Consider the following 23,204-nt stretch of genomic DNA (forward strand, 5'->3'; position numbering starts at 1 on the left):
GGGCAATGCCCTGCGACGGGACGGAACGCGCTGTTCACGCGCCCGCCTCAGATGCTGCGCCAGCGCCCCTCGGTCGCGTTGCCCTCGGGCCGGGACCGGAAGACGTTGCCCTCGGTGGGCGGCGTCTCGTCCCCGGCGAGCGCGAAGGTCTGCAGCAGCGGCTCGACGAGGACGTCGTACAGCCCGGGGAGCAGCCGGAAACCTGCGGTGACGACGTGGTTGAAGGCGCCGGCCTGCACCATCCGGCGCGGCCGGTCCACCGTCGCGAGCACCCGGCGGGCCACCCGCTGCGCGGAGTAGACCGGCGGGGGCGGTCGCCCGGTGGACCCCGCGTAGGAGGCGCCCTGGTAGTAGATCGGAGTGTTCACGCCCCCGGGCTGGACCACCGAGACGGAGATCCCCGGCTCGTCGCGGGTCTCCTGCTGCAGCACGCGGGCGAGGGCCAGCTGCCCCCACTTGGCGACGGCGTAGCTGCCCAGCACCGGCGTCGTGACGGTGCCCAGCAGCGAGTTCACGATCACCAGGTGGCCGGCGCCCTGGCGGCGGAAGACCGGCAGCACCTGGCGGGCCACGGTGGCGGTGCCGTGCAGCGAGGTGTCGACGACGCGCTCGTAGACCTCCTTGGGCACGTCCTCGATCCGGCCGTAGGCCATCACCTGCGCGGAGTGCACGACGACGTCGAGGCGGCCGAACTCGCGGACCGCGGCCGCGACCGCCGCGGCGACCGCCTCCTCGTCGAGGATGTCGGCGGGGCACACCGTCACGGCTCCCGCACCGGCGGCGCGGAGCTCCTCGGCGGTCTCCTCGAGCGGCGACCGGCCGCGGGCGACCAGCACCAGCCGCGCGCCGCGGCCGGCGAGCCGCACCGCCGTCGCCCGGCCGATGCCGCTGGACGCGCCGGTGATCAGCACGGTGAGCGGCGACCCGCTCGGGTCGGGGATCGGCACGGGGAACTCCTCGTTCGGGCGGCGCCGGCTGCCGGGGCACCGGTTGTCCGCAACCGACTACCCGACCGGCCCGGCGGTCATGCGGTGCGCCGGTCGAGCTCGGCGAGCAGCCAGCCGGGCCCGGTGGTGGTGACGCCGTCGGGCAGCCGGGCGCGCAGCCCCCGGTCTGCGGTCACCACCAGCACCTCCTCCCCCGCGGCGGCCAGGTCCGCCGCCGTCGCGGCCACGGCGTCGTCCCCGCTCCCCGGGGCGCGCACCACGCGGACCCCGTCGGGCGCGGGCACGTCCCGGGCCCGCCCCTCCACGACGGCCACGACCGCGCCGCAGGCGAGGTCCTCGCCGTCCGGGCCCGCGGTCCGCGTCCCGGCCAGGGCGGCCAGGCGATCGAGCAGGCGGGTCGTCGCCCCGGCCCGGTCCCGCCACCAGCCGTCGGGGCGCGCGCCGACCACGTTGGCGACGTCCACCACCAGCACCGTCATCCCGCCCTCCTCGTGCCGTGCTCAGCACCCGTCCCAGCCGGTCCGGGCGCACCTACGCTGCCCGGCATGTGCCGGAACATCCGCCCGCTGGCCAACTTCGCACCCCCGGCGGCCGACGACGAGATCCACGCCGCCGCCCTGCAGTACGTGCGCAAGATCAGCGGCACGACGAAACCGTCGCGCGCCAACGCCGAGGCGTTCGAGCAGGCCGTGGCCGAGGTGGCCGCCGCCTCGGCCCGGCTCCTCGACTCGCTGGTCACCACCGCGCCGCCCAAGGACCGCGAGACCGAGGCCGCCAAGGCCCGCGCCCGGTCCGCCGCCCGCTACGCCGGCTGATCCCGGGCCGGGTGGGTGTCGCGCCACCCGGTTGCCCACCACCGGCATGACCGGGTGGGCGACCGGGTAGTTCCCGGGGCACCCCGTCCACCGAGGAGCCGCCTCCTCGCCGTCCCGAGAGGCACCTCCGCCGTGGGAGCCCCCCTGCCGTCCACCCCGTCCACCACCCGCCCCGCCGACCACCGGTTCGCCGGGAACCGCGCGGTCGAACGGCCCGCCGGCCGGGGCAGCACCCGGTGCGCCCACTGCACCGACGGGCTCGGCCGCCCCCGGGAGGTGCAGCCGGGCTCCTTCCGCGAGCGCGTGCACCGCAACCACGGCGTCGCGATCGCCTACCGCGTGGCGGTGTTCACGGCCGGCCTGCTGCTGGTGCTCATCGGCCTCGCCCTGACGGTGCTGCCGGGGCCGCTCACCATCCCCCCGGTGCTCGCCGGTCTGTGGGTGTGGTCCACGGAGTTCGACTGGGCGCGCCGCTTCTTCACCGCGTTCCGGCGCAAGGCCCGGGAGGCCTGGCAGCACGCCCGGCAGCACCCGGTCAGCTCCCTGGCCGTCACCGTGGGCGGGCTGGCGCTGGCGGGCGTCGCGTTCTGGGCGGTCGGCCACTTCCAGCTGGTGGACCGGGCCGTCGCCGCGCTGGGCGGCTGACGGCCCGACCGGTCAGCTCCCCGACGCCGGCCCGATGTCGCGCGGGTCCGGCGTGCGGAAGGGCGGGTCCTCCGGCGGATCGGCGTCCTCGCCCCCGGCGCCCGTCCCGGGGCGGTCGGTCTCGGGGGCGCGGTCCGGCTCCTCACCCCCCACGCCGAAGCCCTCGGCGGGCTGAGGGGCACCGGCTCCGGGGTCGGCGGCGGGGATGCCGTCGTCCGGCCGGCCGAGGTTGGGTTCGAGGGGGCTCGTCATCGACATGGGCGCTCCCCTACCCCGGCCCGGGGTCGCCCTCCCCTCCGATCCGCTCCGCGCGGGTCGGCGAGAATCGCCGGTATGACCTCCGGCACGACGCCCTCCACCGACCTGCACCTGCGCCGCGCCGCCTTCGCCGACCTGACCCCCTTCGAGGTCTACGCCCTGTGCCGGCTGCGCGTCGACGTCTTCGTCGTCGAGCAGGAGTGCCCCTATCCCGAGCTCGACGGGCGCGACGTGGAGCCGGCGACCGAGCACCTCTGGTTCGAGGAGGCCGGAGAGGTGCTGGCGACGGTCCGGGTCCTCGACGACGGCGCGACGCGGGCCATCGGCCGGGTGGCGACCGCGGAGCGGGCGCGCGGGCGCGGGCTGGCCGGGCGGCTGATCGGGGAGGCGCTGGCCACCTACGGCGGCGGGCCGCTCACGCTGGGGGCGCAGGCCCACCTGGAGCACTGGTACGCGCGGTTCGGCTTCCGCACCAGCGGGCCGGGCTACGTGGAGGACGGCATCCCGCACGTCCCGATGCGCCGGGAACCGGGCTGAGCCCGGCAGGCGACACCGGCCGGCCACCGCGTGCGGTGCCCGGAGGCCCGCACAGGGTCACCTAACCTGCAGGGGTGACGACGGCGACGGAGCTCCCCCTGCCGGCCGCCTCACCGGGCGGCCGGGACCGGGACACCGCGACGACCGCGCGCTGGTCGCCGGTGGAGCTGCTGCCCGCGGTGCTCGTCGGCCTCCTCGGCGGCTGGCTGCTCCTCCCCGGCCACGGCCTGTGGTTCGACGAGCTCTTCACCGCCGAGGTGGCCCGCCTCCCGCTGGGCGACATCGTCGGCGCGATCACCAGCGGCGAGGGCACCGCGAGCTACCTGGCCGGCGTGCCGCCGTCGTACAACGCCCCCTACTACCTGGTCACGCACCTGTGGGTGTCGGTGCCGGGCCTGGCCGGTGACACCTCCCTCCGCGTGCTCTCCCTCCTGGCGACGGCGGGCGGCCTCGCGCTGATCACCCGGGCGCTCACCCGCCTCGCCGGCCGGGGCACCGGGGTGCTCGCGGGGCTGGTGCTCGCGGCGAGCCCCCTGGTGCTCGAGCAGTCGGTCGAGGCCCGCAGCTACGGGCTGGCCGTGCTGGCCACCGGGGCGGCGGCGCTCGGGCTGGCCCGCTGGCTGCAGGAGCCGCCCCGCGGCCTGCTGCTGTTCGGCCTGGCCGGGGCGGGCATGGGGCTGGCGCACTGGTACGCCGTCACCGTGCTCGCGGCCTTCGTCGCCGCCGCGGTCCTGCTGCGGCGCCGGCGCGCCCTCCCGGTCGTGCTCACCGGCGCGCTGGCCGCCCTCCCGGCCGTGGGCTTCGTGGCGCTGGCCGTCCTGAACGGGACGGGTGCGCGGAACGCCGAGCACCTGCGCGACACCGACGGCCGGCTGGTCGCCCTCGCCGCCGAGGCCTGGGCCGGGGGGCGCACCCCGCTGCTCTACCTCTCGGTGGGCCTGGCCGTGGTCGGGGCGTTCCGCGCGGCCGGTGCGCGGGTGGTCGGCACCTGCTGGCTGGTCGCACCCCTGCTGCTGCTGGTGGCCGCCGAGGTGGTGCGGCCGGTCTACCTGCCCCGCTACCTGCTGGCCGGGCTGCTGGGGCTGGGTGTGCTCGCCGCGGCCGGCGCCATGGCGCTCCCGCGGCCCGCGCGGGTGCCGGTGGGCGCGCTCCTGGTGGGCTGCTCCCTGCTGGCCTCGGCCCCGCTGGCCGACCGGGGCCCGCGCGAGCGGGCCGACGACCTGGTCGCCGCGCTGGCCGAGGTGCACCGGCCCGGTGAGCCGGTCGTCGCGGCCGACCAGCGGTCGGCCACCGGCCTCGACCACTACGTCCGCATCCTGGCTCCCGAGCTGCGCCCGGACGTCGTCCTCCCCCCGGACGACGCGCCGCCGGGCGAGGACCGGGTCTGGGTCGTGCGCCGGCTCCTCGACGGCGAGCCCGAGCCCACCGACGACGACGCGATCCTCCGGGCGGCGGGGCTGCGCATGGTCGACCAGAGTGAGTTCCCGGCGAGCAAGACCCACCTCGTCCTGCAGCTCTGGAGCCGCTGACCGCCTGCGTCAGCGGCGGGCCCGCGCCGCCCAGGTCAGCGACCGCAGCGACTGCCGCACCCGGGCCCGGGCCGTCCAGGCCGACCGGCCCGAAGGGCGCCGGTGCCGCACGACGGGCACGCTCGCCACCGGCCGGCCGGAGCCGCCGACGGCGAGGACGACGCTCGGCGCCCCGCGTTCCTGCACGGCAGGAACGACGGCCGCCCGCACGTCCGGGCCCATGGCGAGGAAGGCCCCGGCGTCCGGCGGCAGACCGGTCAGCCGACCCGCCACGCGCCGGTGCAGCGTGCCGGTGAACCGCCGCAGGGGCGACTCGTAGCGGCCGCGCCGCCCGGCGAACACCGCCGCCACGTCCCCGGTGGCCAGCCGGTCCAGCAGCAAGGGCACCGCCTCGGGCGGGTCCTGCAGGTCCGCGTCCAGGCACACCCAGACGTCGGCGGCCGCCTCCTCGGCGAGCCCGCGCGCCAGCGCCGCGTGCTGCCCGACGTTGACCGCCAGCTCGGTGACCGCGATCCGGCCGTCCCCGGCGGCGAGGGCCCGCGCCACGTCGGCGCTGTCGTCCGGGGAGGCGTCGACGACCAGGCGGAGCCGCCACGACCGGCCGGCGAGCGCCACGGCCAGCCGCTCGGCGAGCTCCGCGAGGGTCGCCTCGTTGCCGTACACGGGGACGACGACCGCCACCTGCGGATCCGCTCCCCTACCGGCGATCACCCGGCCGCCCAGGTCCGGGCCAGGCCGTCGGCGAGGTCCACCGTGGGGGCCCAGCCCAGCAGCCGCCGGGCCAGCGACGGGTCGCAGACCCAGTCGGCGGTGTCCCAGCCACGCCCGGGGTGCGCGCCCGGTGCGATGGCGATCGGGCGGCCGGTCACCCGCTCGGCGGTGGCGACCAGCTCCTCGGTGGCGGTCTGCACACCGGTGCCGATGTTCAGCACCACGCCGGGGGCCAGGTCGCCGTCGACCGCGGCGCGGACGCAGGCGTCGACGACGTCACCCACCCACACCCAGTCCCGCCGGCTGACGTGGGCGGGCAGGGCCACGGTCCCGCCGGTGCGGGCGGCGGTCATCACGACCGGGACCAGCCGCGTGGGGTGGTCACCCGGCCCGTAGACCTGGAAGGCGCGCAGCACCGCCGCCCGGATCCCGCGCTCGGCCGCCGCCGCCTGCAGGAGCAGCGAGCCGGCGGCCTTGGTGGCGCCGAAGAAGCCGCGCGGCTCCAGGGCGGCGTCCTCGGCCAGCGGGTGCGGCGCGGCGGCGTACTCGGTCGACGAGCCCAGCCTGACCACGGCCGAGCAGCGGTCGGGCAGCGCGTCGACCAGCCACGGGCTGGTGTTGACCGCGGTCGTCGCGGCGCGTTCGGCGGGCGTCGCCTTCGCGCGGCCGGCGGCGAGCGCGAACACGACGTCCGGGTCCGCGGCCCGCACGGCGGCCGCACCGGCGACCGGATCCGCCAGGTCGACGTCGCGGCGGGTCAGCCCGGTGACGTGCCAGCCGTCCTGCTCCAGCCGCGCCACCAGGTGCCGGCCGACGAACCCCCCGGCTCCGGTCACCAGCGCCCTCACGCCGGCTGCGCCACCCGTGCCGCGTGCTCCTGCGCCATGGCCGCGACGGCGGCGACGAATGCCCGGCGGGACTCGACGGCGCGCTCGGCACCGGCCCGGCGCAGTTCGTCGAGGCCTCCGAGCAGCCGCGGCACCTCGACGAAGGGGTCGCGGCCGGCCATGTCCGCGGTGAAGGAGCGGCGCAGGAAGGTGAAGTGGGTGTCGATCCGGATCAGCTCCGCGGCCAGCAGGTCACCGGGCACGGGGAACCCTCCACCGGGGAGCGTCAGGCCGCCCACCCCGAACGGCACGGGCACCTGCGACCGCACCGCGTCGACGGTGCCGTCCACGAGCGGGGCGAACAGGGCGGTGGACCCGCGGTCGATGCGCAGGTCGTTGAGGCCGACGTAGATCCGCGAGAGCGGCCGTCGCGCGAGCTCCGCGACCCGGTCGACCGCGTCCTGGGTCTCGACCAGGATGCCCAGACCACAGCGCCCCGCGACCAGGTCGAGCGTCCGGTCGACCTCCTCCGCGGAGCGCACCATGGGCAGCAGCAGCTCGTCGGCACCGCGGTCGACCGCGTCGTCCACCTCGGCGGCGGTCCACGGCCCGAAACCGTTGACCCGGCAGAGCAGGCGACCGGAGGTCGCCGCGCGCATGCGGCTCAGGTCCCCAGGGGTGTCCTCGTTGACCTGGGTGCCCTCCCCCGCCTGGCGCCGCAGCTTGCCGCGGCGCTCCCAGTCGACGACGATGCCGGCCGCACCGGCAGCCACGACGTCGCGCCCCCAGTGGGGGTCGACGGTGAAGAGGAACAGATCCATGCGCGGTAGCTTAGGCTTTCCTAACCTGTTCGCGCCGCCGGGTTGCGGTGGGTCTGCTCAGAAGGCCGGATCCGCGACGACGGGGCGACCGGCGCGCCCGGCGGCCGGGAAGGTCAGCGCCGCGCCGGCGACCTCGATCGAAACCTCCTGCCCGACCGCGGGCAGCTCCGCGCCCTCCAGCCGGGCCGTGACCGTCCCGCCGTCGGCCAGGGTCAACCACACGCGGGAGTCGTGCCCGTAGAAGTCCACCTCGCGCACCCGCGCCCGGGCTCCCGTCCCGAGCGGTGGCCCCAGCCGGAGCTGCTCCGGCCGCAGCAGGACGCGGGCCGGCCCGTCGGCCACCGCGCCGGCGACCGGAAGGTCACCCAGGACGCAGAGCGCGCTGCCGTCGCGGACCTCCGCGTCGAGGACCACCGACTCGCCGACGAACGCGGCCACGTCGAGGTCGGCCGGGCGCCGGTACAGCGTGCGCGGGTCGGTCAGCTGCACCAGCCGGCCGTCCCGCAGAACCGCCACCTGGTCGGCCATGGACAGCGCCTCGGCCTGGTCGTGGGTGACCAGCACGGCGGTCGCGCCGGCGACGCTGAGCGCTGCGGCGACGGCCCGCCGGGTGTCCTCGCGCAGCGCGGCGTCCAGGGACGAGAACGGCTCGTCGAGCAGCACGAGCCCGGGCTCGGGAGCCAGCGCCCGGGCCAGGGCGACCCGCTGCTGCTGGCCGCCGGAGAGCTGGTGCGGCGACCGGTCGGCCAGGTCGGCGTCCAGGCCCACCAGGGCCAGCAGCTCGGCCACCCGTCCGCGATCGCCGCGCCGCCGGCGGGGCAGGCCGAAGGTGACGTTCCCGGCGACGCTGAGGTGCGGGAACAGCCCACCCTCCTGCGGCACGAAGCCGATGCCCCGCTGCCGGGCCGGCACGCCCCGCCCGGCGCCCGCGACGGTGCGGTCGTCGAGGGCGACGGTCCCGCGGTCGGGGTCGTCGAACCCCGCGACGAGCCGCAGCAGCGTCGTCTTGCCGCAGCCCGAGGGGCCGAGCAGCGCGGTGAACCCGCCGGCCGGCACGTGCAGGTCCACACCGGCGAGCACGGGGGTGGCGCCGAAGGCCTTGGTCAGGCCGGTCACGGTGAGGGAGCTCATGGGGTCGGACCTCGTCGGATGTCGCGGGACAGCAGGACGGTGGCCGGCGCGGACAGCAGCACCATGACGGCCGCGTACGGGGCGGCGGCCCCGTACGAGAGCGCGCTGCTCGCCGACCAGAACGCGGTGGCGAGCGTCGCCGTGCCGGTGGGGGCGAGCAGCAGGGTGGCGGTGAGCTCGGTGACCACCGCGAGGAACACCAGGGCCGCGCCCGCCCCCAGGCCCGGCGCGAGCAACGGCAGGGTGATGCGGCGCAACCGGTCGACGCCGGAGGACCCGAGGGAGGCTGCGACGTCGTCGAAGAGGGGCGGGGACTGCTCGACCGCCGCACGGACCGGGACGATCGCCCGGGGGAGGAAGAGGATCGCGTACGCGGCCAGCAGCACCGGGACGGTCTGGTAGAGCCACGGCGTCGCCCGGATGCTCAGCGTGACCAGCGCCAGCGCGACGACGATGCCGGGCAGCGAGCTGCCCAGGTACGTGGCGCGCTCCAGGAGCGTCGCCGTGCGCCCCCGGGCGCGGACGGCCAGCCACCCGGTGGGCAGCGCCATGGCGGTGGTGACCGCGGCCGCCCCGGCGGCCAGGGCCAGCGTGGTCCCGGTCGTCCCGGCGAGGCCGGCCCAGTCGAGTCCGGCCGACGCGCCCCCGGCCAGCCAGTGGGCGAGCGCCCCCAGGGGGACCAGCAGCGCCAGGCCGACGAGCCCGGCGAGCGCCAGCAGCGCGGGGGTGGTCAGCGCCCGCAGCTCCACCGGCCGGACCGGACGGGCCGCACCCCGCCCGCTGCCGGCGTAGCCGCGGTGCCCCCGCAGCCGGACCTCGGCGAGCAGCAGGAGCAGGCACAGCAGGATCAGCACCCCGGCCAGCACGGTGGCCGCCGGGCCGTTGAAGGTGGCCCGGTACTGGTCGTAGATGGCGGTGGTGAAGGTCGGGTAGCGCAGCATCTGCAACGCCCCGAACTCGGCCAGCACGTGCAGCGCCACGAGGAGGGCGCCGCCCAGCACCGCGACGCGGAGCTGCGGGAGCTGCACCCTCCGGAAGACCGCCCAGCCGGAGAGGCCCAGCCCGCGAGCCGTCTCCTCCAGCGCCGGGTCCAGGCCCCGGAAGGCGGCCACCACCGGCAGGTACACGAATGGGAAGTACGACAGCGAGACGACCAGCAGCGCCCCCGCGTAGGTGTCCAGCCCCGGGAGGAGGGAGATCCACGCGAAGCTGTTCACGAACGCCGGCACGGCCAGCGGAGCCACCAGCAGCACGTGCCACAGGCGGCGTCCGGGCACCGACGAACGGGCCACCAGCCACGCCGCGCCGACGCCCAGGACGACGCAGACCGCGACCGTGCCCACGGCCAGGCGGGTCGTGTTCCAGAGCAGCTCGGCGACCCGTGGCCGGAACACCAGCTCGCGGACGCCCGCCCAGCCGACGTCGACGGTGTACCCCGCGATGTAGGCGAGCGGCAGGAGGGCCAGGGCCGCGACGCAGGCGGCGAGCGCGAGGGTGACCGGCGACCGGCGCAGCGGTCGCCCTCCCCTGCCCGCGGACGCGCCGGAGCCCCGGACCGCCGGCGAGGCCGGCGGTCCGGGAACCGGGATGCGGAGCGCGGGAGGGGTCAGAGCAGGCCTGCTTCCTGCATCAGCTCGGTGACCTTCGAGGCGTCGAGCGAGCCCGGGTCGACGGCCGGCGCCTGCAGCTCCGCCAGCGGCGGCAGCGCGTCGGCCGAGGGGACGCCGGTACCGACGGCGTACTCGAGCGCGCTGCTGCCGGCCAGCCGCTCCTGGGCCGGGCGGCTCGTGAGGTACTCGACCAGCTCCTGCGCCTGCTCGGGCTGGTCCGAGGAGGCCAGCACCCCGGCCCCCGAGACGCTGAGGAAGGCGCCCGGGTCCTGGTTGCGGAAGTAGTGCAGGGCGGCGTCGTCGCCGATGAGGCCGTCCTGGGCCTGGTCGCGGAACCAGTAGTAGTGGTAGGTGATGCCGACCGGGACCTCGCCCTCGTCGACGGCCTTCATGATCGCCGTGTTGCTCGCGTAGATCTCGGCGTTGTCCTCGAGACCGGCGAGCCACGCCCGGGTCGCCTCCTCGCCCTCCATCTCCAGGACGGCGCTGACGATCGCCTGGAAGTCCGCCCCTCCGGCGGCGATGCCGACCCGGCCCTCCCACGCCGGGTCGGCCAGGTCGAGCATCGACGCGGGCAGCTCGTCCTCCGCGATCTCCGCCGGGTTGTAGATCAGCGTCGTCGAGCGGGCGGCGAAACCGACCCAGTTGCCCGAGGACGGCCGGAACTGGTCGTCGACCTGGTCGAGGGTGCCCGCGTCCAGCGGCGCGAGCAGCCCGGCCTGGTCCACGGCGGAGATGGCGGGGCTGTTCTCGGTCAGGAAGACGTCGGCCGGCGAGGCGTCACCCTCCTCGATGATCTGGTTGGCCAGCTCGGAGTCGTTGGCGTCGCGGAACTCCAGCTCGATGCCCGTCTCCTCGGTGAAGTCCTCGAGCATCGCGCGGACCAGGCTCTCGTGCTGGGCGCTGTAGACGGTCAGCGTGTCCGCGTCGGAGCTGCATGCGGCCAGGGAGGCCGCGAGGGTGAGGGTGGAGACGACGACGGTCGTGCGCCCGAGCCTGGTCACGTGCTTCCTCCTGGAGATAGGCGAGGCATACCTAAGCATGCGTGCGCCCGCGCAGGCGAGCCGCCCACCCCTGCGCGCCGTGCGGTGCAATGGACGGCGTGCTGCCCCCCGGCTCCCCAGAGGAGCACTCCGGCCCGCCGGCGGGCGACGCCGCGCTGCTGCGGGAGGCCGCGGACCGGGTGGAGGCGCTGGCCGCCGGTGCCACACCGGGACGGTGGCGGCTCGGGGGGTTGCTGGCCACCCGGCCGGAGGTCCTCGCCGAGGGCCCGGGCGGCAGCACCCAGCACGTCGCGGAGGCGCGCGCCCGGAGCGCCGGGTGGATCGCCGCGGTCTCGCCCGCGCTCGCCGGGCCGCTCGCCGCCTGGCTGCGCGCAGCCGCCGCCGACCCGACGCCCGAGGCGGTCGGGGTCGCCCGCGTGCTGGTGCAGCGGCTTCCCTGACCCCGGGGAGGGAGGGCCGCTCGCGCGGGGTAGGGGACGTCGATGCAGCGCCCGCACCCTGATCCCCCTGACCGCCCCGCCGGGCCGCACGCCGACGCGGCGGAGGACACCCCGGAGCAGACCGGCCTGGCCCGCCGGCTGGACAAGCCGATGGGCGCGCTCGGGCTGGTCTTCGTGCTCGTGGTCCTCGGCCAGTCGCTGGCCCGGCAACCGTGGCTCACCACGACGCTGAGCGTCGTCGGCTGGGTGCTGTGGGCCCTCTTCGTGGCGGAGTTCGTCCACCGGGCCGTCACCGCCCGCGACCAGCGCCGGTTCTGGGCGCGCAACTGGTGGCAGGTCGTCTTCCTGGCCGTGCCGTTCCTGCGCTTCGCCCGCGCCCTGACGCTGCTGCGCGCGGCGCGGGTAGGCGGGGTGGTGTCGGCGGCGGTGCGCGGCTCCCGCTCGGCGGGGCGCCTGCTCAGCGGCCGGATCGGCTGGCTCGGCGCGGTGACGGTCGTGGTGGTGCTGGCCACCAGCCAGCTGCTGTACGTGCTGGGCGCCTACGAGTCCTACGGCACGGCTCTCTACGACGCGGCCATGGCCACCATCAGCGGGCAGCCCCTCACGGCCGACGGGAGCCTGGCGCGCGCTCTCGACGTCGCGCTGGCCACCTACTCGGTGGCCGTGTTCGCCACGCTGGCCGGCGCGCTCGGCGCCTTCTACCTCGAGCGGCGTGCCGGCGACGCCGCCCGGCAGGCGTGACGGGCCGGGCCCCGGAGCACGAGGGCCCCGCCGGTGGACCGGCGGGGCCCACGTGGGCGACCAGGGATCAGACCGGCTCGGCGCAGTAGATGGTGCCGGGCTCGGTCTCGTCGGCGCCGACCCAGATGGCGCCGACGGCGGTCTCGAAGTCGAGGCAGACGTCCTGCTCGATGAACTCGGCGTAGTCGAGCTCCTGCTCGTCGATGCCCACGATGCGCCCCTCGGCCTCCGCGGCGTCGCAGTCGACGACCTCGACCTGCTCGCCGGCGACGTTGGCCACGCAGTCGCCGACCTCGGGCTCACCGCCGCCGAGCATGCTGAACAGCAGCCCGACGGCCACGAGGGCGACCAGGACGCCGCCGACGGCGAGCAGGACCTTCGTGGCCGCGCCACCCTTCTTCTCCGGCTGACCCCACGGGGTCGCGCCGCCCTGCGGCGGCACCCACCCGCCGGCGGGCTGACCGGCCTGTTCCGGCTGACCGGGCTGACCGGGCTGGTCGAAGGGCTGGTACGGCCGGCCGGGCTGCGACGGCTCGCCGTACCGCCCCGGCTCCCCCGGCTGGCCGGACGGGCCGGGCCGACCCGGCTGCTGACCGGACGGGTTCTGCTCCGGGCCGTTCCCGGGGTGGCTCATGGGTGCTCCTGAGGTGACTGGACGTGGGGCGTACCTGCAGATCCTCGCCCACGGGAGGGACCTCGGAGCGCGACGCCACCCCGGGCGGAGGATGCCGGGCACCCCACGGGCACCAGCACCCCCGCCCGCGTGGCGTGCGACCGGACCGTGCGGGGTAGCGGGGCCGCCATGAGCGACGACGTGGCCACGGGCGGGTTCGCCGAACGGCTGGGGGTCCGGCCGGAGGAAGCCGGGGACGGTGCCGCCCGAGTGGGGTTCGAGGTGACCGACGAGCACCTCAACCCGGCCGGGACGCTGCACGGCGGGGTGCTGGCCACGCTGGTCGACACCGCGATGGGCCTGGCGGTGCAGACCACCACCGACGACGGCGAGGTGCCGGCGACCAGCCAGCTCACGGTCACCTACCTGCGCCCCGGCACCACCGGCCCGCTGCAGGTGACCGCCCGGCTGCGCACCCGCGGCCAGCACCTGACCGTGTGCGAGGCCGACGTGGAGCAGGACGGCAAGGCCCTCGTCCACGCGGTGGCGACCTTCGCGCTGCTCGGCTCCTGACGCCCGGCCGGTGGCGGTCAGCCGGGCAACGGCGCCGGCACCTCCAGGACGACGCCCGCGGAGGCCGCCCCCTGCCCCTCCTCGTCGACCTCGGTCTGGCCCTGAGCGACGACCAGCATGTAGGTGAAGATCACGGCGATCACCAGCAGGATGCCGAGCGGGATCAGGACCCGGCCCAGCCGCCTGCCCTTCGGGGTGCCCTCCCGGTCCCTCTCGTCGTCGGCGCTGCGGTGGTCCGGGTTCGCCATGGTCTCCTCCTGCGGCTCGGCTCGGGTGGTCCGACCGGACGGCCGGCCTCCCCCTCCATGCCCAGACCGACGGGCCTCACGCCCCCGGCCCGCGAGCGGCGTGGCGGGCGCACGAGGAGGACCATCGGGGCATGACCACCGCCACCTGGAACGGCGTCGTCGTCGCCGAGTCCGACGACATCGTCACCGTCGAGGGCAACGCCTACTTCCCCCGCGAGTCCGTCCGGGAGGACGTGCTGCGCCCGTCGGAGACGCACACCGTCTGCCCGTGGAAGGGCACCGCCTCCTACCTGACCCTGGAGGTCGACGGGCAGCAGAACCGCGATGCGGCCTGGTGCTACCCGGAGCCGAAGGACGCCGCCCGGGAGATCGCCGGCCGCGTCGCCTTCTGGAAGGGCGTGCAGGTGCGCTGACCCGCCCCGGTCAGCGACCGGGTCGGGCGCCGGCGAGCTCGCGGGCCTTCTCGGCGGCCTCGGCGTCGAGCTGCCGGTCGATCGACTCGGTGTAGGAGTCCCACGCCTGCTGCGGGGTGACCCCCAGCGCACCGGCGATCTGCTCCCACTCCGCGCCGCCGCGCAGCGCGGCGCGGATGCCGACCAGCTGGCTGTCGTGCGCTCGGCGCGAGACGACCTCGCCCAGCGCCAGGAGCTCCAGCGCCTCGTAGACGTCCAGCTGGGTCCCGGTGTCGCGCAGGGAGGCCGACCACGCGTCGGCGTCGTCGTCCCGGACGGTGTTCAGCGCGGTGTCGCCGTTGTCGCGGCGGCTGAGGAAGTCCAGCCGGGTCGCGGCCGTCGTCAGCGAGAACTCCGCCTCCAGGGCCTCGGGTGTGATGCTCATGGGTGCAGGCTTCCCCTTCGTCGTCGGCGTGCCAAACCCGGTCGGCACGCGATGTCACCCACGCGGAGGGCCCGCACCCCCCGTGGGGATGCGGGCCCTGCGCGTGCGTGCGGCCGCCCCCTGCAGGGCCCCGGCGCGAGCGTGCGAGCGCTGGGGGCAGGGGGTGTTTTCTCAGCTGTCGACGCCGACGGCTTCCTTGGCCAGGGCGGCGAGCTGGGTCTGCGCGGCGCTGGCCACGTTCGACCGGTTCTTGTGCGTCTCCTCGTAGCGGATGATCACGTTGATGTCGTGCGGGGTCTTCAGCTGCTTGATCGCCTTGACCGCGTCCGGCACGGACATCGAGTCGTAGCCCTTGATCGGCAGCTCGTCGGCGGTGACGTCGCCGAGCTCCTCGCGGGCGGCGCGGGCGACCTGGGCGGCGTCCTCGTTGCCCTCGCGCTGCGCGATCCGCTCGGCGCGGCGCAGCGAGGCGGCGCGGCCGACGGTCAGGGTCTCGCGGACCGCACCGGTGAGCGCGGTCGCCCGGTCACCCACCGCGGAGAACCGGTCGGAGGTCTCCTCGCCGGCGTGGCGCACGGTGTCGACGGCGTTGTTCACCGTGTTGGCCCAGAAGCGCACCGGGGCGTTGACCGCGCGGGCGACGCCACCGGCCACCTTCTGCACCGGGGTGGGCTGGAGAGCTGCGGGGCCGCCCAGGGCCTCCTCGGCGAGGACGACGGTCAGCCACTCGACGGTCGCCGTGTGGGCCTCGACCAGCTTCTCGGCCAGGCGGCGGGTGGCGGTGTCCTCGGCGGTCCCGGCGAGCACCTTGAGGTAGGTGGCGCGGTCGAGCAGCTGGTGCTCGAGCTGCAGGTCCTGCAGCAGGGCCTCCTCGATGGAGGTCGTCTGCTCGAACGTGGCCTTGAGGGCGGCGGAGAGGCGGCCGATGACGGGGGTCACGACGTCGGGCACACCGCCGAGGGCGCGCAGCTGCTCGGTGATCTCCAGCGAGCGGGCCGCGGCGTTGTCGGCGTTCTGGGTGAGCTCCCGGCGGACGGCGTCCGTGCGGGCCTGGCCGATGCGGGTGCGTGCGACCTGCTCCTCGGTCTGCGTGAGCAGGACGAGGGCGCGCAGCTGGTTGATCATCTTGGCGTTGGTGTTGTCGGTCATGAGGAAAACGGCTCCAGGGGTCTCGACGGCCCCGGTGCACGGCCCCGGCGCGAGCTCGCGAGGGCCGGGGGGCAGCGGGGTCCTTCTGCTGACGGTTCTGTGTGTGCCCCGGATCCCCGCGGTGCTAACAACTGCAAGCAGATTGCTAGCAGTGAGCCTCGTCACCCGGAGGAGTGAACCGCTGCTGCGACCGGACGACGCGAGGGCGCCGCCCCCGGTGGGAGCGGCGCCCTCGGCGGCGGGCCGTCAGCCGACCCGGGCGGACACCCGCCCGGCCGCGGGCGCGCGGCGCTGCTGGACGTCGAAGCGCAGCACCGGCTGGGTCATGTCGTCGGTGACCTCGTACGGCGGGCGCGGGGCGAGCCGGACCGGGCGGGGCGGCAGCGACGACGGCGGCATGGTGGTGCCGCAGCCGACGCAGAAGCGGCCTCGCTGGTGAACGGCTCCGCAGTGGGCGCAGGTCATGACGTCTCCTCGGGGTCGTACCGGCACGGACAGGCGGACCCTCGCAGCCCCGACCCCCGGGTCGCAGCCCCGTCTGACGGGTGGGACGAGCCGTTACGCGAAAGTCATGAACGGCCCGGTTCCGGATCCATGGCCCCCAGCCCCGCCAGCGCCCGGTCCAGCTCGGTCACGTCGGCGTACTTGGCGTCGAGGTCGGCCAGGTTCGCCTCGTGCAGCCCCGGGGTCCGGTCCGCGCACGCCTGCCGGACCACCTGCGGTCGGAACCCGCAGTTCAGCGCGTCCATCGCCGTAGCCCGCACGCAGCCCGACGTCGACACCCCGCCGATGACGAGGGTGTCCACGCCGAGCGTGCGCAGGGTGCTCGCCAGGGTCGTGCCGAAGAAGGCGGAGGCGTACTGCTTGAGCAGCACCGGTTCCCCCGGCGCCGGCTCCAGGGCGAATCCGCCCCAGTCCCCCTCGGCCCCCGCGGCGAACGCGGCCAGCGCCGGCACCTTGCGCACGAACAACCCGCCGTCGGCGAGGTCGGGGCCGTAGCGGACGCCGGTCCAGAGCACCGGGTGCCCGCCCGCGCGGGCGGCGTCCACCAGCGCGGCCACCGCCGCCACCGCCGGGGCGGGGTCCGGCAGGGCGAACGGTCCGGCCGGCTCGGTGTAGGCCCGCACCAGGTCGACGACCAGGACCGCCGGGCGCCTCCCCCAGCCGACCCGGCCGGAGAAGGCGGACCCGTGCGGCCCGGGCGCCGGTTCCGGCTCGCTCATCCGGCCCACACCGGGCGCGTCGGCGCCGGCAGGCCGGTCTCCTCCTCGCAGCGGGCCAGCAGCTCCTCGATCGGCGGCCCCATGTCGAACACCGGCAGCTCGGCCGGCCGGTCGGCGCGCAGCTGGTCGCGCAGGTTCTCGGTCGCCTGCCTGTTCACCGTGCCGTCCTCCTCCACGCAGACCCCGTACCGCTCGGCGCCCTTCGGCGTCACCAGCCCCCGCCGCACCTCGAGGGCGACCAGCTCGGGGTCCCGCTCGAGCGGGTCCCCCCAGCCGCCGCCGCCCCAGGTCACGAAGTGCAGCACGTCCCCGGGTGCCACCGGCACGTCGTGGCACTTGCTCGGGAGCACCCGCCGCGTGCCGTCGGCGCGCTCCAGCCACTTGGTGCCGCGGGCGCCCGGGTGCCCGCCGTTGACGCCCCACGGGTAGGTGAGCCAGCGGTCGTCGTGGATCGCGATCGTGCCCGGCTCCTCGAAGACGTAGGTGACGTCGACGCCGTTGCCGCCGCGGTGCAGGCCGGCGCCGCCGGTGTCGGGCACGGTCACCCACTGCTCGATCCGCAGCGGGTAGTAGGACTCCAGGTACTCGCACGGGATGTTGGTGAAGCTCGGCCACAGCGAGTGCCCGTCGGGGCCGTCGCCCAGCGGCCGGCCGGGGATGCCGCCGAAGCCGATGGAGTAGAGCTGGAACCACTCGCCCTTCCGCTCCCCCGACGAGTAGTTGCCGGAGTACATGAAGTGCGGCGAGGAGGAGAAACCCGCGGCGTTGAGCAGCGCCGGGTTGGTCTGGCCGAGCAGGCCGCCGAAGAGGTCGAAGACCCGCCCGATGCCGTGGTTTCGGCCGTTCAGCGCCGCGGGGAACTTCGGCCGCCAGTACGAGCCCTCCGGGATCGTGACGTCGACCAGCGGGTAGAAGCCGTCGTTCCAGAGGATCTGCGGATCGGCGACGGTGATCATGTAGATCCCGAAGAACATCCGGGTGAGGTTCTCGTTGATGAAGTAGTTGATCGGCCCGACCGCCTGGGGCGAGGAGCCGGTGAAGTCGATGTGCACCTTGTCGCCGGTGCGGGTCAGCGACATCGTCAGCTGGTAGGGCCCGTAGCCGACCCCGTCGTCGCAGATGTAGTCGGTGAACGACAGCGTGCGCCCCTCCTCGAACACCGCCGAGAGCAGCACCTTCATCGCGTCGTAGTTGCGCTGCAGCAGCGCGTCCAGCGCCGAGAGGTAGGTGCCGGTCCCGAACCGCTCGCACATCTCGACCACCCGCCGGGAGGCGGTGCGGCAGGCGGCCACCAGCCCGTTGAGGTCGGCGCGGTTCCAGTCGGGCTTGCGCACCTGGTTGAGCACGATGCGCAGCGCGTCGTCGTTGAGCACGCCCTTCCGGTAGAGCTTGAAGGGCGGGATGACCACGCCCTCCTCGAAGATCGTCGTGGCGTCCGTCGGCATGGACGACGGCGTCTTCCCGCCGACGTCGGACATGTGCCCGAACATCGACGCCCACCCGACCAGCCGCCCCTCGTGGAAGATCGGGACGACGACCAGCCAGTCGTTGGCGTGGCTGATGGCGGCGCCGCACGAGTACGGGTCCGACGTCAGCAGGACGTCGCCCTCCTCGATCGTGTCGCGGAAGCCCTCGAGGAAGTCGGGGATCGACAGGCCGAACTGGCCGACGACCATCTTCCCGTCGGGGTCGGCGATCAGCGGGAACTCGTCGTGCTGCTCGCGGATGCCGGGGCTCAGCGCCGTCCGGAAGAGCACCTCGTCCATCTCGTAGCGGGCGTTGCGCAACCCGTTCTCGATCAGGTCGAGGGTGACCGGGTCGACCTCGCCCTTCTCGATCGTGCCGGTCGCGGTCTCGAGGATCGTCGCCATGGCTAGCCCTCCAGCGGGGTGATCAGCAGGCTGCCGGCCGGGTGCACGGTGGCGACGTGGCCGGGCAGGACGAGGGTGGTGGAGTCCATCTCGGTGACGATCGCGGGACCGGTCACCACGTCACCGGCGCGCAGCTTCGCCCGGTCGTAGACGCCGGCCGGTACGTGCTCGCCGCCGACGTAGATCGAGTGGTCCTGCACCAGCGCGCCGGCCGGGTCGCCGTCGCCCTCGGGCAGGACCACCGGCGCCACGTCCGGCTTCGGGCCGGCGACGGTGGCGCGGGCGTTGACGATCTCGTGGTCGACGTCGAGCAGGAAGCTGAACAGCCGCTCGTGCTCCGCGTCGAAGGTGCGGGCGACGGCGTCCAGCGCGGTGTCCGGGTCGTCGAGCCAGGCCGGGTCGACGTCGACCGGGATCTCGAAGCCCTGGCCGTGGTAGCGGACGTCGACCTGGTAGCCGGTGGTCTGCACCTCGGGGGCGAGGCCCTGCTCGGTGAGCCGGCGGCCGGCGTCCTCGCCGAGCCCGCGCAGGATGCCGGCGAGGTCTGCGCCGGAGAGCTCGCCGAACCGGCGCAGCACCGTGCGCGCGGACTCGTCGCGGCGGCTGGTGGTCGCGTCACCGAGCGCGCAGAGCAGGCCCGGCCCCGGCGGGACGATGACCGGCCAGGCGCCGGTCAGCTTCCCGAGCGCGTTGGCGTGCAGCGGGCCGGCGCCACCGAAGGCGACCAGCGCGAAGTCGCGGGGGTCGAACCCCTGCTGCACCGACACCAGCCGGACTCCGCCGAGCATGTTCTCGTTGACGATGTCCACGATCCCGGCGGCCCCGGCCTCCGGGGAGTCCAGCCCCATCGCCTCGGCCACCTTGCTCACGGCGGCGCGCGCGGCCTCGACGTCCAGGCTGATCTCCCCACCGGCCAGCGTCGTGGGCAGGTAGCCCAGGACGACGTTGGCGTCGGTGACCGTCGGGTCCACGCCGCCCCTGCCGTACGACGCCGGGCCCGGGTCGGCGCCCGCGGACTGCGGCCCGACCCGCAGCGCCCGGGTCAGCTCGGGGACGTGCGCGATCGACCCCCCACCGGCCCCGACGGTGCGCACGTCGACGCTGGAGACGCGCACGACGAGGTCACCCACCTTGGTCTCCCGGCCGATGCGCGGGGTGAGCCCCTGCACGAGACCGACGTCGGTCGAGGTGCCGCCCATGTCGAAGGTGATCAGGTCGCGGTAGCCCGCCTGCTCGGCGACCCACACCGCACCGGTGACGCCACCGGCCGGGCCGGACAGCAGCATCGTCACCGGGGCGTCGATCGCCTTGTCGGCCGAGGAGAGCCCGCCGTCGCTGCGCAGGATCGCGAGCGAGCCCTCGACCCCGCCCGCGCGGAGCTGCCCGGCGAGGTTCTGCACGTACCTCTTCACCTGCGGCTGCACGTAGCCGTTGGCCACCGTGGTGAGCGTGCGCTCGTACTCCCGGAGCTCGGGCAGCACGTCGGAGGAGAGCGACACCGGGATGCCGGGCAGGAGCTCGGCGGCGAGCTCGGCGACCCGCCGCTCGTGCGCCGGGTCGGCGAAGGAGTTGATCAGGCTGACCGCCAGCGCCTCGATGCCGGCGGCCTGCAGCTTCGCCAGCTGCGCCCGGACGTCGTCCTCGTCCAGCGGGCGGACGACCGCGCCGTCGCTGGCGATGCGCTCGTCGATCTCGACGGTGTTCTCGAGCGCGGCCAGCGGCTCGGGCTTGGGCCAGATGATCCAGCCGGCCAGCCCGCCGGGGACGTAGGAGCGGGCGATCTGCAGCACCTGGCGGAAGCCCCTGGTCGTGACCAGCCCGACGCGGGCGCCCTTGCCCTCGAGGATCGCGTTGGTGGCCACCGTCGTGCCGTGCAGCACCTGCGCGACCTCGGCGAGGTCGATGCCCGCTTCGGCGCAGACCCGCTCGATCCCGTGGAGGACACCGACCGCCTGGTCCGCGGGGGTGGAGGCGGTCTTGCAGCGCCAGGTGCTGCCGGTGCCCTCCTCGACCAGCAGGACGTCGGTGAACGTGCCGCCGACGTCGACTCCGAGCCGGTAGCTCATGAGGCCTCCTCTTCCTGGGGATGCGGGCTGGCCGCCGCGCGGGCTGCCTGGGCGGTGGCGGCCCGGACCATGACGGCCCGGGCGTTGGAGATGTGCGCGGTCATCACCGCGCGGGCCCACCCGGGGTCGCCTGCCCGCAGCGCGGCGACGATCTCCAGGTGGTGGGCGAGGCTGCGGCGCAGCGACTCGGCGTCGTAGGCGTGGAAGTTCCGCCGCACGATCGGCGGGTGGATCGCGGCGGCGAGCGCGGCGGCGAGCGTGGGGTGCCCGGCCAGGGCGACCAGCCGGTCGTGGAAGGCGCGGTTGAGCGGGACGAGCGCGTCCAGGTCCTGGCCGGGTCCCGGGGTGCCGACGGCGAGCATGCGGCGGGCGAGGTCCTCGAGCGCGTCGACGTCCCCGGGGCCGGCGTTCGGGACGGCGAAGCCGGTGAGCTGCGGCTCCAGCGAGAGCCGCAGGTCGAAGACCCCCTCGAGCTCGGCGACGGTCCAGGTGGCGACCCGGGCACCGCGGTTGGGCGCGATCTCGACCAGGCCCTCGGCGGCCAGCCGGGTGAGCGCCTCGCGCACCGGTGTCCGGCTGACCCCCAGCCGCTCGGCCAGCTCGACCTCGCCGAGGCGAGCACCGGGCGCCAGGGCGCCGGCCAGGATGAGCTCGCGCAGCTCCTGCAGGACGCGCTCGGCCGACGTCGCGGGTCGTGTCACCGGTCACACCCCCTCGAAGATTGTGTGCAAACCTAGGGGCGCCGGGTTCCGCGAGGCAATGGGTCCCCGTAAATTCCGTGTGACTGCATACAAGGAGGGGGCGACGGTGGCGGAGCTGCTGAGCGACGGGCGGGCGCCGAGGGCACGGCTGCGCGAGCTGCTGGACGGGCCGGAGCCGCTCATCGCACCGGGCGCCTACGACGCGCTGTCGGCGCGGCTGGTCGAGCAGGCGGGCTTCGGCGCGGTGTACATGACGGGGTTCGGCACCACCGCCTCGCTCATCGGCCGGCCCGACGTCGGGCTGCTGACCGGCGCCGAGATGGTGGACAACGCCCGGCGGATCGTCGCGGCGGTGGACGTGCCGGTCATCGCCGACGCCGACACCGGCTACGGCAACGCGGTCAACGTCGTCCGCACCGTGCAGCTCTACGAGCAGGCGGGCGTCGCCGCCCTGCAGCTGGAGGACCAGGTCTCGCCCAAGAAGTGCGGGCACATGAGCGGCAAGGCGGTGATCCCCACCGAGGAGATGGCGGGCAAGATCCGCGCCGCCGTCGCCGCCCGGCGCGACCCCGATCTGCTCGTCATCGCCCGCACCGACGCCGTCGCGGTCTCCGGTGTCGAGGACGCGATCGCGCGGGCGCGCGCCTTCGCCGAGGCCGGCGCCGACGTCCTGTTCGTCGAGGCCCCCACCTCGGCCGAGGACATCGCCCGGGTCGCCGAGGAGCTGCGCGGCACCGCTCCCCTGCTGTTCAACTGGGCCGAGGGCGGCCGCACCCCGCCGCTCACCTACCAGCGGATCGCCGAGCTCGGGTTCTCGCTGGTCCTCTACCCGATCGGCACGCTGCTGGCGGCGACGGCAGGGATGCGCTCGCTGCTGGACGTGCTCAAGCGCGACGGCGTGCCCACCTCGGCCCTGGACGCGCTGCCCAGCTTCGGCGAGTTCACCGACCTGGTGGGGCTGCCCGAGATCCAGGAGCTCGAGCAGCGGTTCCGCTGACCGGCCGCGCCGGGTGGGGGCTGACCACCCGCCCCCACCCGGCGCCCGGTCACCGGCCGGTCCAGCGCGGCGGGCGCTTCTCCAGCCGGGCGGCGATCCCCTCGCGGCGGTCCTCGCTCAGGTAGGGGTTCGGGCCGACGTCGAGCCGCAGCCCCTGCCACAGCGGCAGCTCCAGCGCCTTGATCGCCGTCTCCTTCATCCGCCGCACCGAGATCGGCGCGTTGGCGGCGATCCGCCCGGCCAGCTCCAGCGCCGTGGGCAGCACCCGGTCGGGCTCGACCAGCCGGTTGACCAGGCCCCAGCGCTGCGCCTCGCTCGCGTCGACGGCGTCCCCGGTGAACAGCATCTCCAGCGCGATGCCGACCGGTATCCGCTTGGGCAGCACCACCGACCCGAAGTTGGCGCCCATGCCGATCGCGGCCTCCGGCAGGGCGAACCGGACCGCCGGCGAGGCGATGCGCAGGTCGCAGGCGAGCGCGAGCTCGAACCCGCCCGCGACCGCCGGGCCGTTGAGCGCGGCGAGCACCGGGACCGGCGTCTCGGTGACCACCTCGAACACCGACCGCGCCGGCCGGTTCATCGGCGGGCGGAACCGCTCGCCCCGCTCGTCGGCGGCGCGGATCTCCTTGAGGTCGAAGCCGGCGCAGAAGGCCGGGCCCGTGCCGGTGAGCACCACCGCGCGCACGCCGTCCTCGACCACCCGGAGGAGCTCCTCCACGAGGTCGGCCTGCACCTCGGTGGAGAGCGCGTTGCGCCGCTCGGGCCGGTCGAGGGTGAGCACGCGGACGTGCCCGCGCTCCTCGACGACCAGGCCGGACTCGTGTCGCCGCGTGGGGTCCATGACGGTCAACCTGCCTCCTGCGCCGCGCGGGCGGCAAGCCGGGCCGCGTCGCCGGTGGCCCCCGGTCGT

General features: G+C 75.5%; 28 protein-coding genes. 9 read left to right on the top strand and 19 right to left on the bottom strand.

The window, feature by feature from the left end:
* Positions 1-47: 47 nt before the first annotated feature.
* Both ACI792_RS11470 and ACI792_RS11475 read right to left on the bottom strand, forming a co-directional pair.
* A complete protein-coding gene (locus ACI792_RS11470) occupies positions 48-947 on the bottom strand; it encodes an SDR family NAD(P)-dependent oxidoreductase (protein WP_456602686.1) in 900 nt (299 codons plus the stop codon).
* Positions 948-1,024: 77 nt separating this feature from the next.
* The gene (locus ACI792_RS11475) at positions 1,025-1,426 is read right to left on the bottom strand and encodes a hypothetical protein (RefSeq protein WP_456602687.1); all 402 of its coding nucleotides are present in this window, start codon (positions 1,424-1,426) and stop codon (positions 1,025-1,027) included.
* Positions 1,427-1,492: 66 nt separating this feature from the next.
* On the opposite strand from ACI792_RS11475, the gene ACI792_RS11480 reads away from it, so the two are divergent.
* Together ACI792_RS11480 and ACI792_RS11485 are read left to right on the top strand one after the other, a co-directional pair.
* A complete protein-coding gene (locus ACI792_RS11480; protein WP_456581577.1) occupies positions 1,493-1,762 on the top strand; it encodes a DUF2277 domain-containing protein in 270 nt (89 codons plus the stop codon).
* Between the two features lie 132 nt (positions 1,763-1,894).
* Positions 1,895-2,407, top strand: a complete 513-nt coding sequence (locus ACI792_RS11485; RefSeq protein WP_456602688.1) for a PGPGW domain-containing protein — start codon at positions 1,895-1,897, stop codon at positions 2,405-2,407.
* A 12-nt stretch (positions 2,408-2,419) separates the two neighbouring features.
* Here ACI792_RS11485 and ACI792_RS11490 read toward each other — a convergent pair whose 3' ends face one another.
* Positions 2,420-2,659: a hypothetical protein gene (locus ACI792_RS11490; RefSeq protein ID WP_456602689.1), complete on the bottom strand. Its 240-nt coding sequence runs from the start codon at positions 2,657-2,659 to the stop codon at positions 2,420-2,422.
* Between the two features lie 81 nt (positions 2,660-2,740).
* On the opposite strand from ACI792_RS11490, the gene ACI792_RS11495 reads away from it, so the two are divergent.
* On the top strand, positions 2,741-3,202 hold the full coding sequence (locus ACI792_RS11495) for a GNAT family N-acetyltransferase (RefSeq protein WP_456602690.1): 462 nt from the start codon (positions 2,741-2,743) through the stop codon (positions 3,200-3,202).
* Positions 3,203-3,276: 74 nt separating this feature from the next.
* A complete protein-coding gene (locus ACI792_RS11500) occupies positions 3,277-4,731 on the top strand; it encodes a hypothetical protein (RefSeq protein WP_456602691.1) in 1,455 nt (484 codons plus the stop codon).
* Between the two features lie 9 nt (positions 4,732-4,740).
* Here the strand turns inward: ACI792_RS11500 and ACI792_RS11505 are convergent, their stop codons facing one another.
* The 6 genes from ACI792_RS11505 to ACI792_RS11530 form a co-directional block, all read right to left on the bottom strand.
* Positions 4,741-5,412 (bottom strand): glycosyltransferase, encoded by a 672-nt coding sequence (locus ACI792_RS11505; RefSeq protein WP_456602692.1) that lies wholly within the window; start codon positions 5,410-5,412, stop codon positions 4,741-4,743.
* 26 nt (positions 5,413-5,438) lie between these two features.
* Positions 5,439-6,278: an NAD-dependent epimerase/dehydratase family protein gene (locus tag ACI792_RS11510; RefSeq protein WP_456602693.1), complete on the bottom strand. Its 840-nt coding sequence runs from the start codon at positions 6,276-6,278 to the stop codon at positions 5,439-5,441.
* 8 nt (positions 6,279-6,286) lie between these two features.
* Complete coding sequence (locus ACI792_RS11515) at positions 6,287-7,090, bottom strand: aldolase/citrate lyase family protein (protein WP_456602694.1); 804 nt, start codon at positions 7,088-7,090, stop codon at positions 6,287-6,289.
* A 57-nt stretch (positions 7,091-7,147) separates the two neighbouring features.
* The gene (locus ACI792_RS11520) at positions 7,148-8,221 is read right to left on the bottom strand and encodes an ABC transporter ATP-binding protein (protein ID WP_456602695.1); all 1,074 of its coding nucleotides are present in this window, start codon (positions 8,219-8,221) and stop codon (positions 7,148-7,150) included.
* Positions 8,218-9,615, bottom strand: coding sequence for an ABC transporter permease (locus ACI792_RS11525; protein ID WP_456602696.1), 1,398 nt, complete (start codon positions 9,613-9,615; stop codon positions 8,218-8,220). The genes ACI792_RS11520 and ACI792_RS11525 overlap by 4 nt, the downstream gene beginning before the upstream one ends.
* A gap of 212 nt (positions 9,616-9,827) precedes the next feature.
* Complete coding sequence (locus ACI792_RS11530; protein WP_456602697.1) at positions 9,828-10,835, bottom strand: iron ABC transporter substrate-binding protein; 1,008 nt, start codon at positions 10,833-10,835, stop codon at positions 9,828-9,830.
* Between the two features lie 98 nt (positions 10,836-10,933).
* On the opposite strand from ACI792_RS11530, the gene ACI792_RS11535 reads away from it, so the two are divergent.
* Positions 10,934-11,275, top strand: coding sequence for a hypothetical protein (locus ACI792_RS11535; protein ID WP_456602698.1), 342 nt, complete (start codon positions 10,934-10,936; stop codon positions 11,273-11,275).
* Between the two features lie 42 nt (positions 11,276-11,317).
* Complete coding sequence (locus tag ACI792_RS11540) at positions 11,318-12,016, top strand: hypothetical protein (protein ID WP_456602699.1); 699 nt, start codon at positions 11,318-11,320, stop codon at positions 12,014-12,016.
* Positions 12,017-12,083: 67 nt separating this feature from the next.
* Here ACI792_RS11540 and ACI792_RS11545 read toward each other — a convergent pair whose 3' ends face one another.
* Positions 12,084-12,650 carry a hypothetical protein gene (locus ACI792_RS11545; RefSeq protein ID WP_456602700.1) on the bottom strand — a complete coding sequence of 189 codons (567 nt, stop codon included), beginning with the start codon at positions 12,648-12,650 and terminating at the stop codon, positions 12,084-12,086.
* A 168-nt stretch (positions 12,651-12,818) separates the two neighbouring features.
* Between ACI792_RS11545 and ACI792_RS11550 the strand changes: the two genes are divergently transcribed.
* Positions 12,819-13,202: a PaaI family thioesterase gene (locus ACI792_RS11550; protein WP_456602701.1), complete on the top strand. Its 384-nt coding sequence runs from the start codon at positions 12,819-12,821 to the stop codon at positions 13,200-13,202.
* A 17-nt stretch (positions 13,203-13,219) separates the two neighbouring features.
* Here the strand turns inward: ACI792_RS11550 and ACI792_RS11555 are convergent, their stop codons facing one another.
* Entirely contained in the window at positions 13,220-13,450 is a 231-nt protein-coding gene (locus ACI792_RS11555) for a hypothetical protein (protein ID WP_456602702.1), read from the bottom strand.
* A 131-nt stretch (positions 13,451-13,581) separates the two neighbouring features.
* Between ACI792_RS11555 and ACI792_RS11560 the strand changes: the two genes are divergently transcribed.
* Positions 13,582-13,863: a DUF427 domain-containing protein gene (locus ACI792_RS11560; RefSeq protein ID WP_456602703.1), complete on the top strand. Its 282-nt coding sequence runs from the start codon at positions 13,582-13,584 to the stop codon at positions 13,861-13,863.
* 10 nt (positions 13,864-13,873) lie between these two features.
* On the opposite strand, the gene ACI792_RS11565 is transcribed toward ACI792_RS11560, so the two are convergent.
* From ACI792_RS11565 to ACI792_RS11595, 7 genes are all read right to left on the bottom strand, one after another.
* Positions 13,874-14,287 carry a hypothetical protein gene (locus tag ACI792_RS11565; protein ID WP_456581594.1) on the bottom strand — a complete coding sequence of 138 codons (414 nt, stop codon included), beginning with the start codon at positions 14,285-14,287 and terminating at the stop codon, positions 13,874-13,876.
* 171 nt (positions 14,288-14,458) lie between these two features.
* The gene (locus tag ACI792_RS11570; protein ID WP_456602704.1) at positions 14,459-15,436 is read right to left on the bottom strand and encodes a ferritin-like domain-containing protein; all 978 of its coding nucleotides are present in this window, start codon (positions 15,434-15,436) and stop codon (positions 14,459-14,461) included.
* Positions 15,437-15,682: 246 nt separating this feature from the next.
* A complete protein-coding gene (locus tag ACI792_RS11575) occupies positions 15,683-15,901 on the bottom strand; it encodes a hypothetical protein (protein WP_456581596.1) in 219 nt (72 codons plus the stop codon).
* A 104-nt stretch (positions 15,902-16,005) separates the two neighbouring features.
* Positions 16,006-16,659 carry an isochorismatase family protein gene (locus ACI792_RS11580; RefSeq protein ID WP_456602705.1) on the bottom strand — a complete coding sequence of 218 codons (654 nt, stop codon included), beginning with the start codon at positions 16,657-16,659 and terminating at the stop codon, positions 16,006-16,008.
* Complete coding sequence (locus ACI792_RS11585; protein WP_456602706.1) at positions 16,656-18,530, bottom strand: hydantoinase B/oxoprolinase family protein; 1,875 nt, start codon at positions 18,528-18,530, stop codon at positions 16,656-16,658. The genes ACI792_RS11580 and ACI792_RS11585 overlap by 4 nt, the downstream gene beginning before the upstream one ends.
* A 2-nt stretch (positions 18,531-18,532) precedes the next feature.
* Entirely contained in the window at positions 18,533-20,596 is a 2,064-nt protein-coding gene (locus ACI792_RS11590) for a hydantoinase/oxoprolinase family protein (RefSeq protein WP_456602707.1), read from the bottom strand.
* Entirely contained in the window at positions 20,593-21,297 is a 705-nt protein-coding gene (locus ACI792_RS11595; RefSeq protein WP_456602708.1) for a GntR family transcriptional regulator, read from the bottom strand. Before ACI792_RS11595 ends, ACI792_RS11590 begins: the two co-directional genes overlap by 4 nt.
* Before the next feature lie 106 nt (positions 21,298-21,403).
* On the opposite strand from ACI792_RS11595, the gene ACI792_RS11600 reads away from it, so the two are divergent.
* Positions 21,404-22,294, top strand: coding sequence for an isocitrate lyase/PEP mutase family protein (locus tag ACI792_RS11600; protein ID WP_456602709.1), 891 nt, complete (start codon positions 21,404-21,406; stop codon positions 22,292-22,294).
* Between the two features lie 49 nt (positions 22,295-22,343).
* Here the strand turns inward: ACI792_RS11600 and ACI792_RS11605 are convergent, their stop codons facing one another.
* Positions 22,344-23,135, bottom strand: coding sequence for an enoyl-CoA hydratase/isomerase family protein (locus ACI792_RS11605; RefSeq protein WP_456602772.1), 792 nt, complete (start codon positions 23,133-23,135; stop codon positions 22,344-22,346).
* Between the last annotated feature and the right edge of the window lie 69 nt (positions 23,136-23,204).

Source organism: Blastococcus sp. SYSU DS0669 (assembly GCF_054050895.1).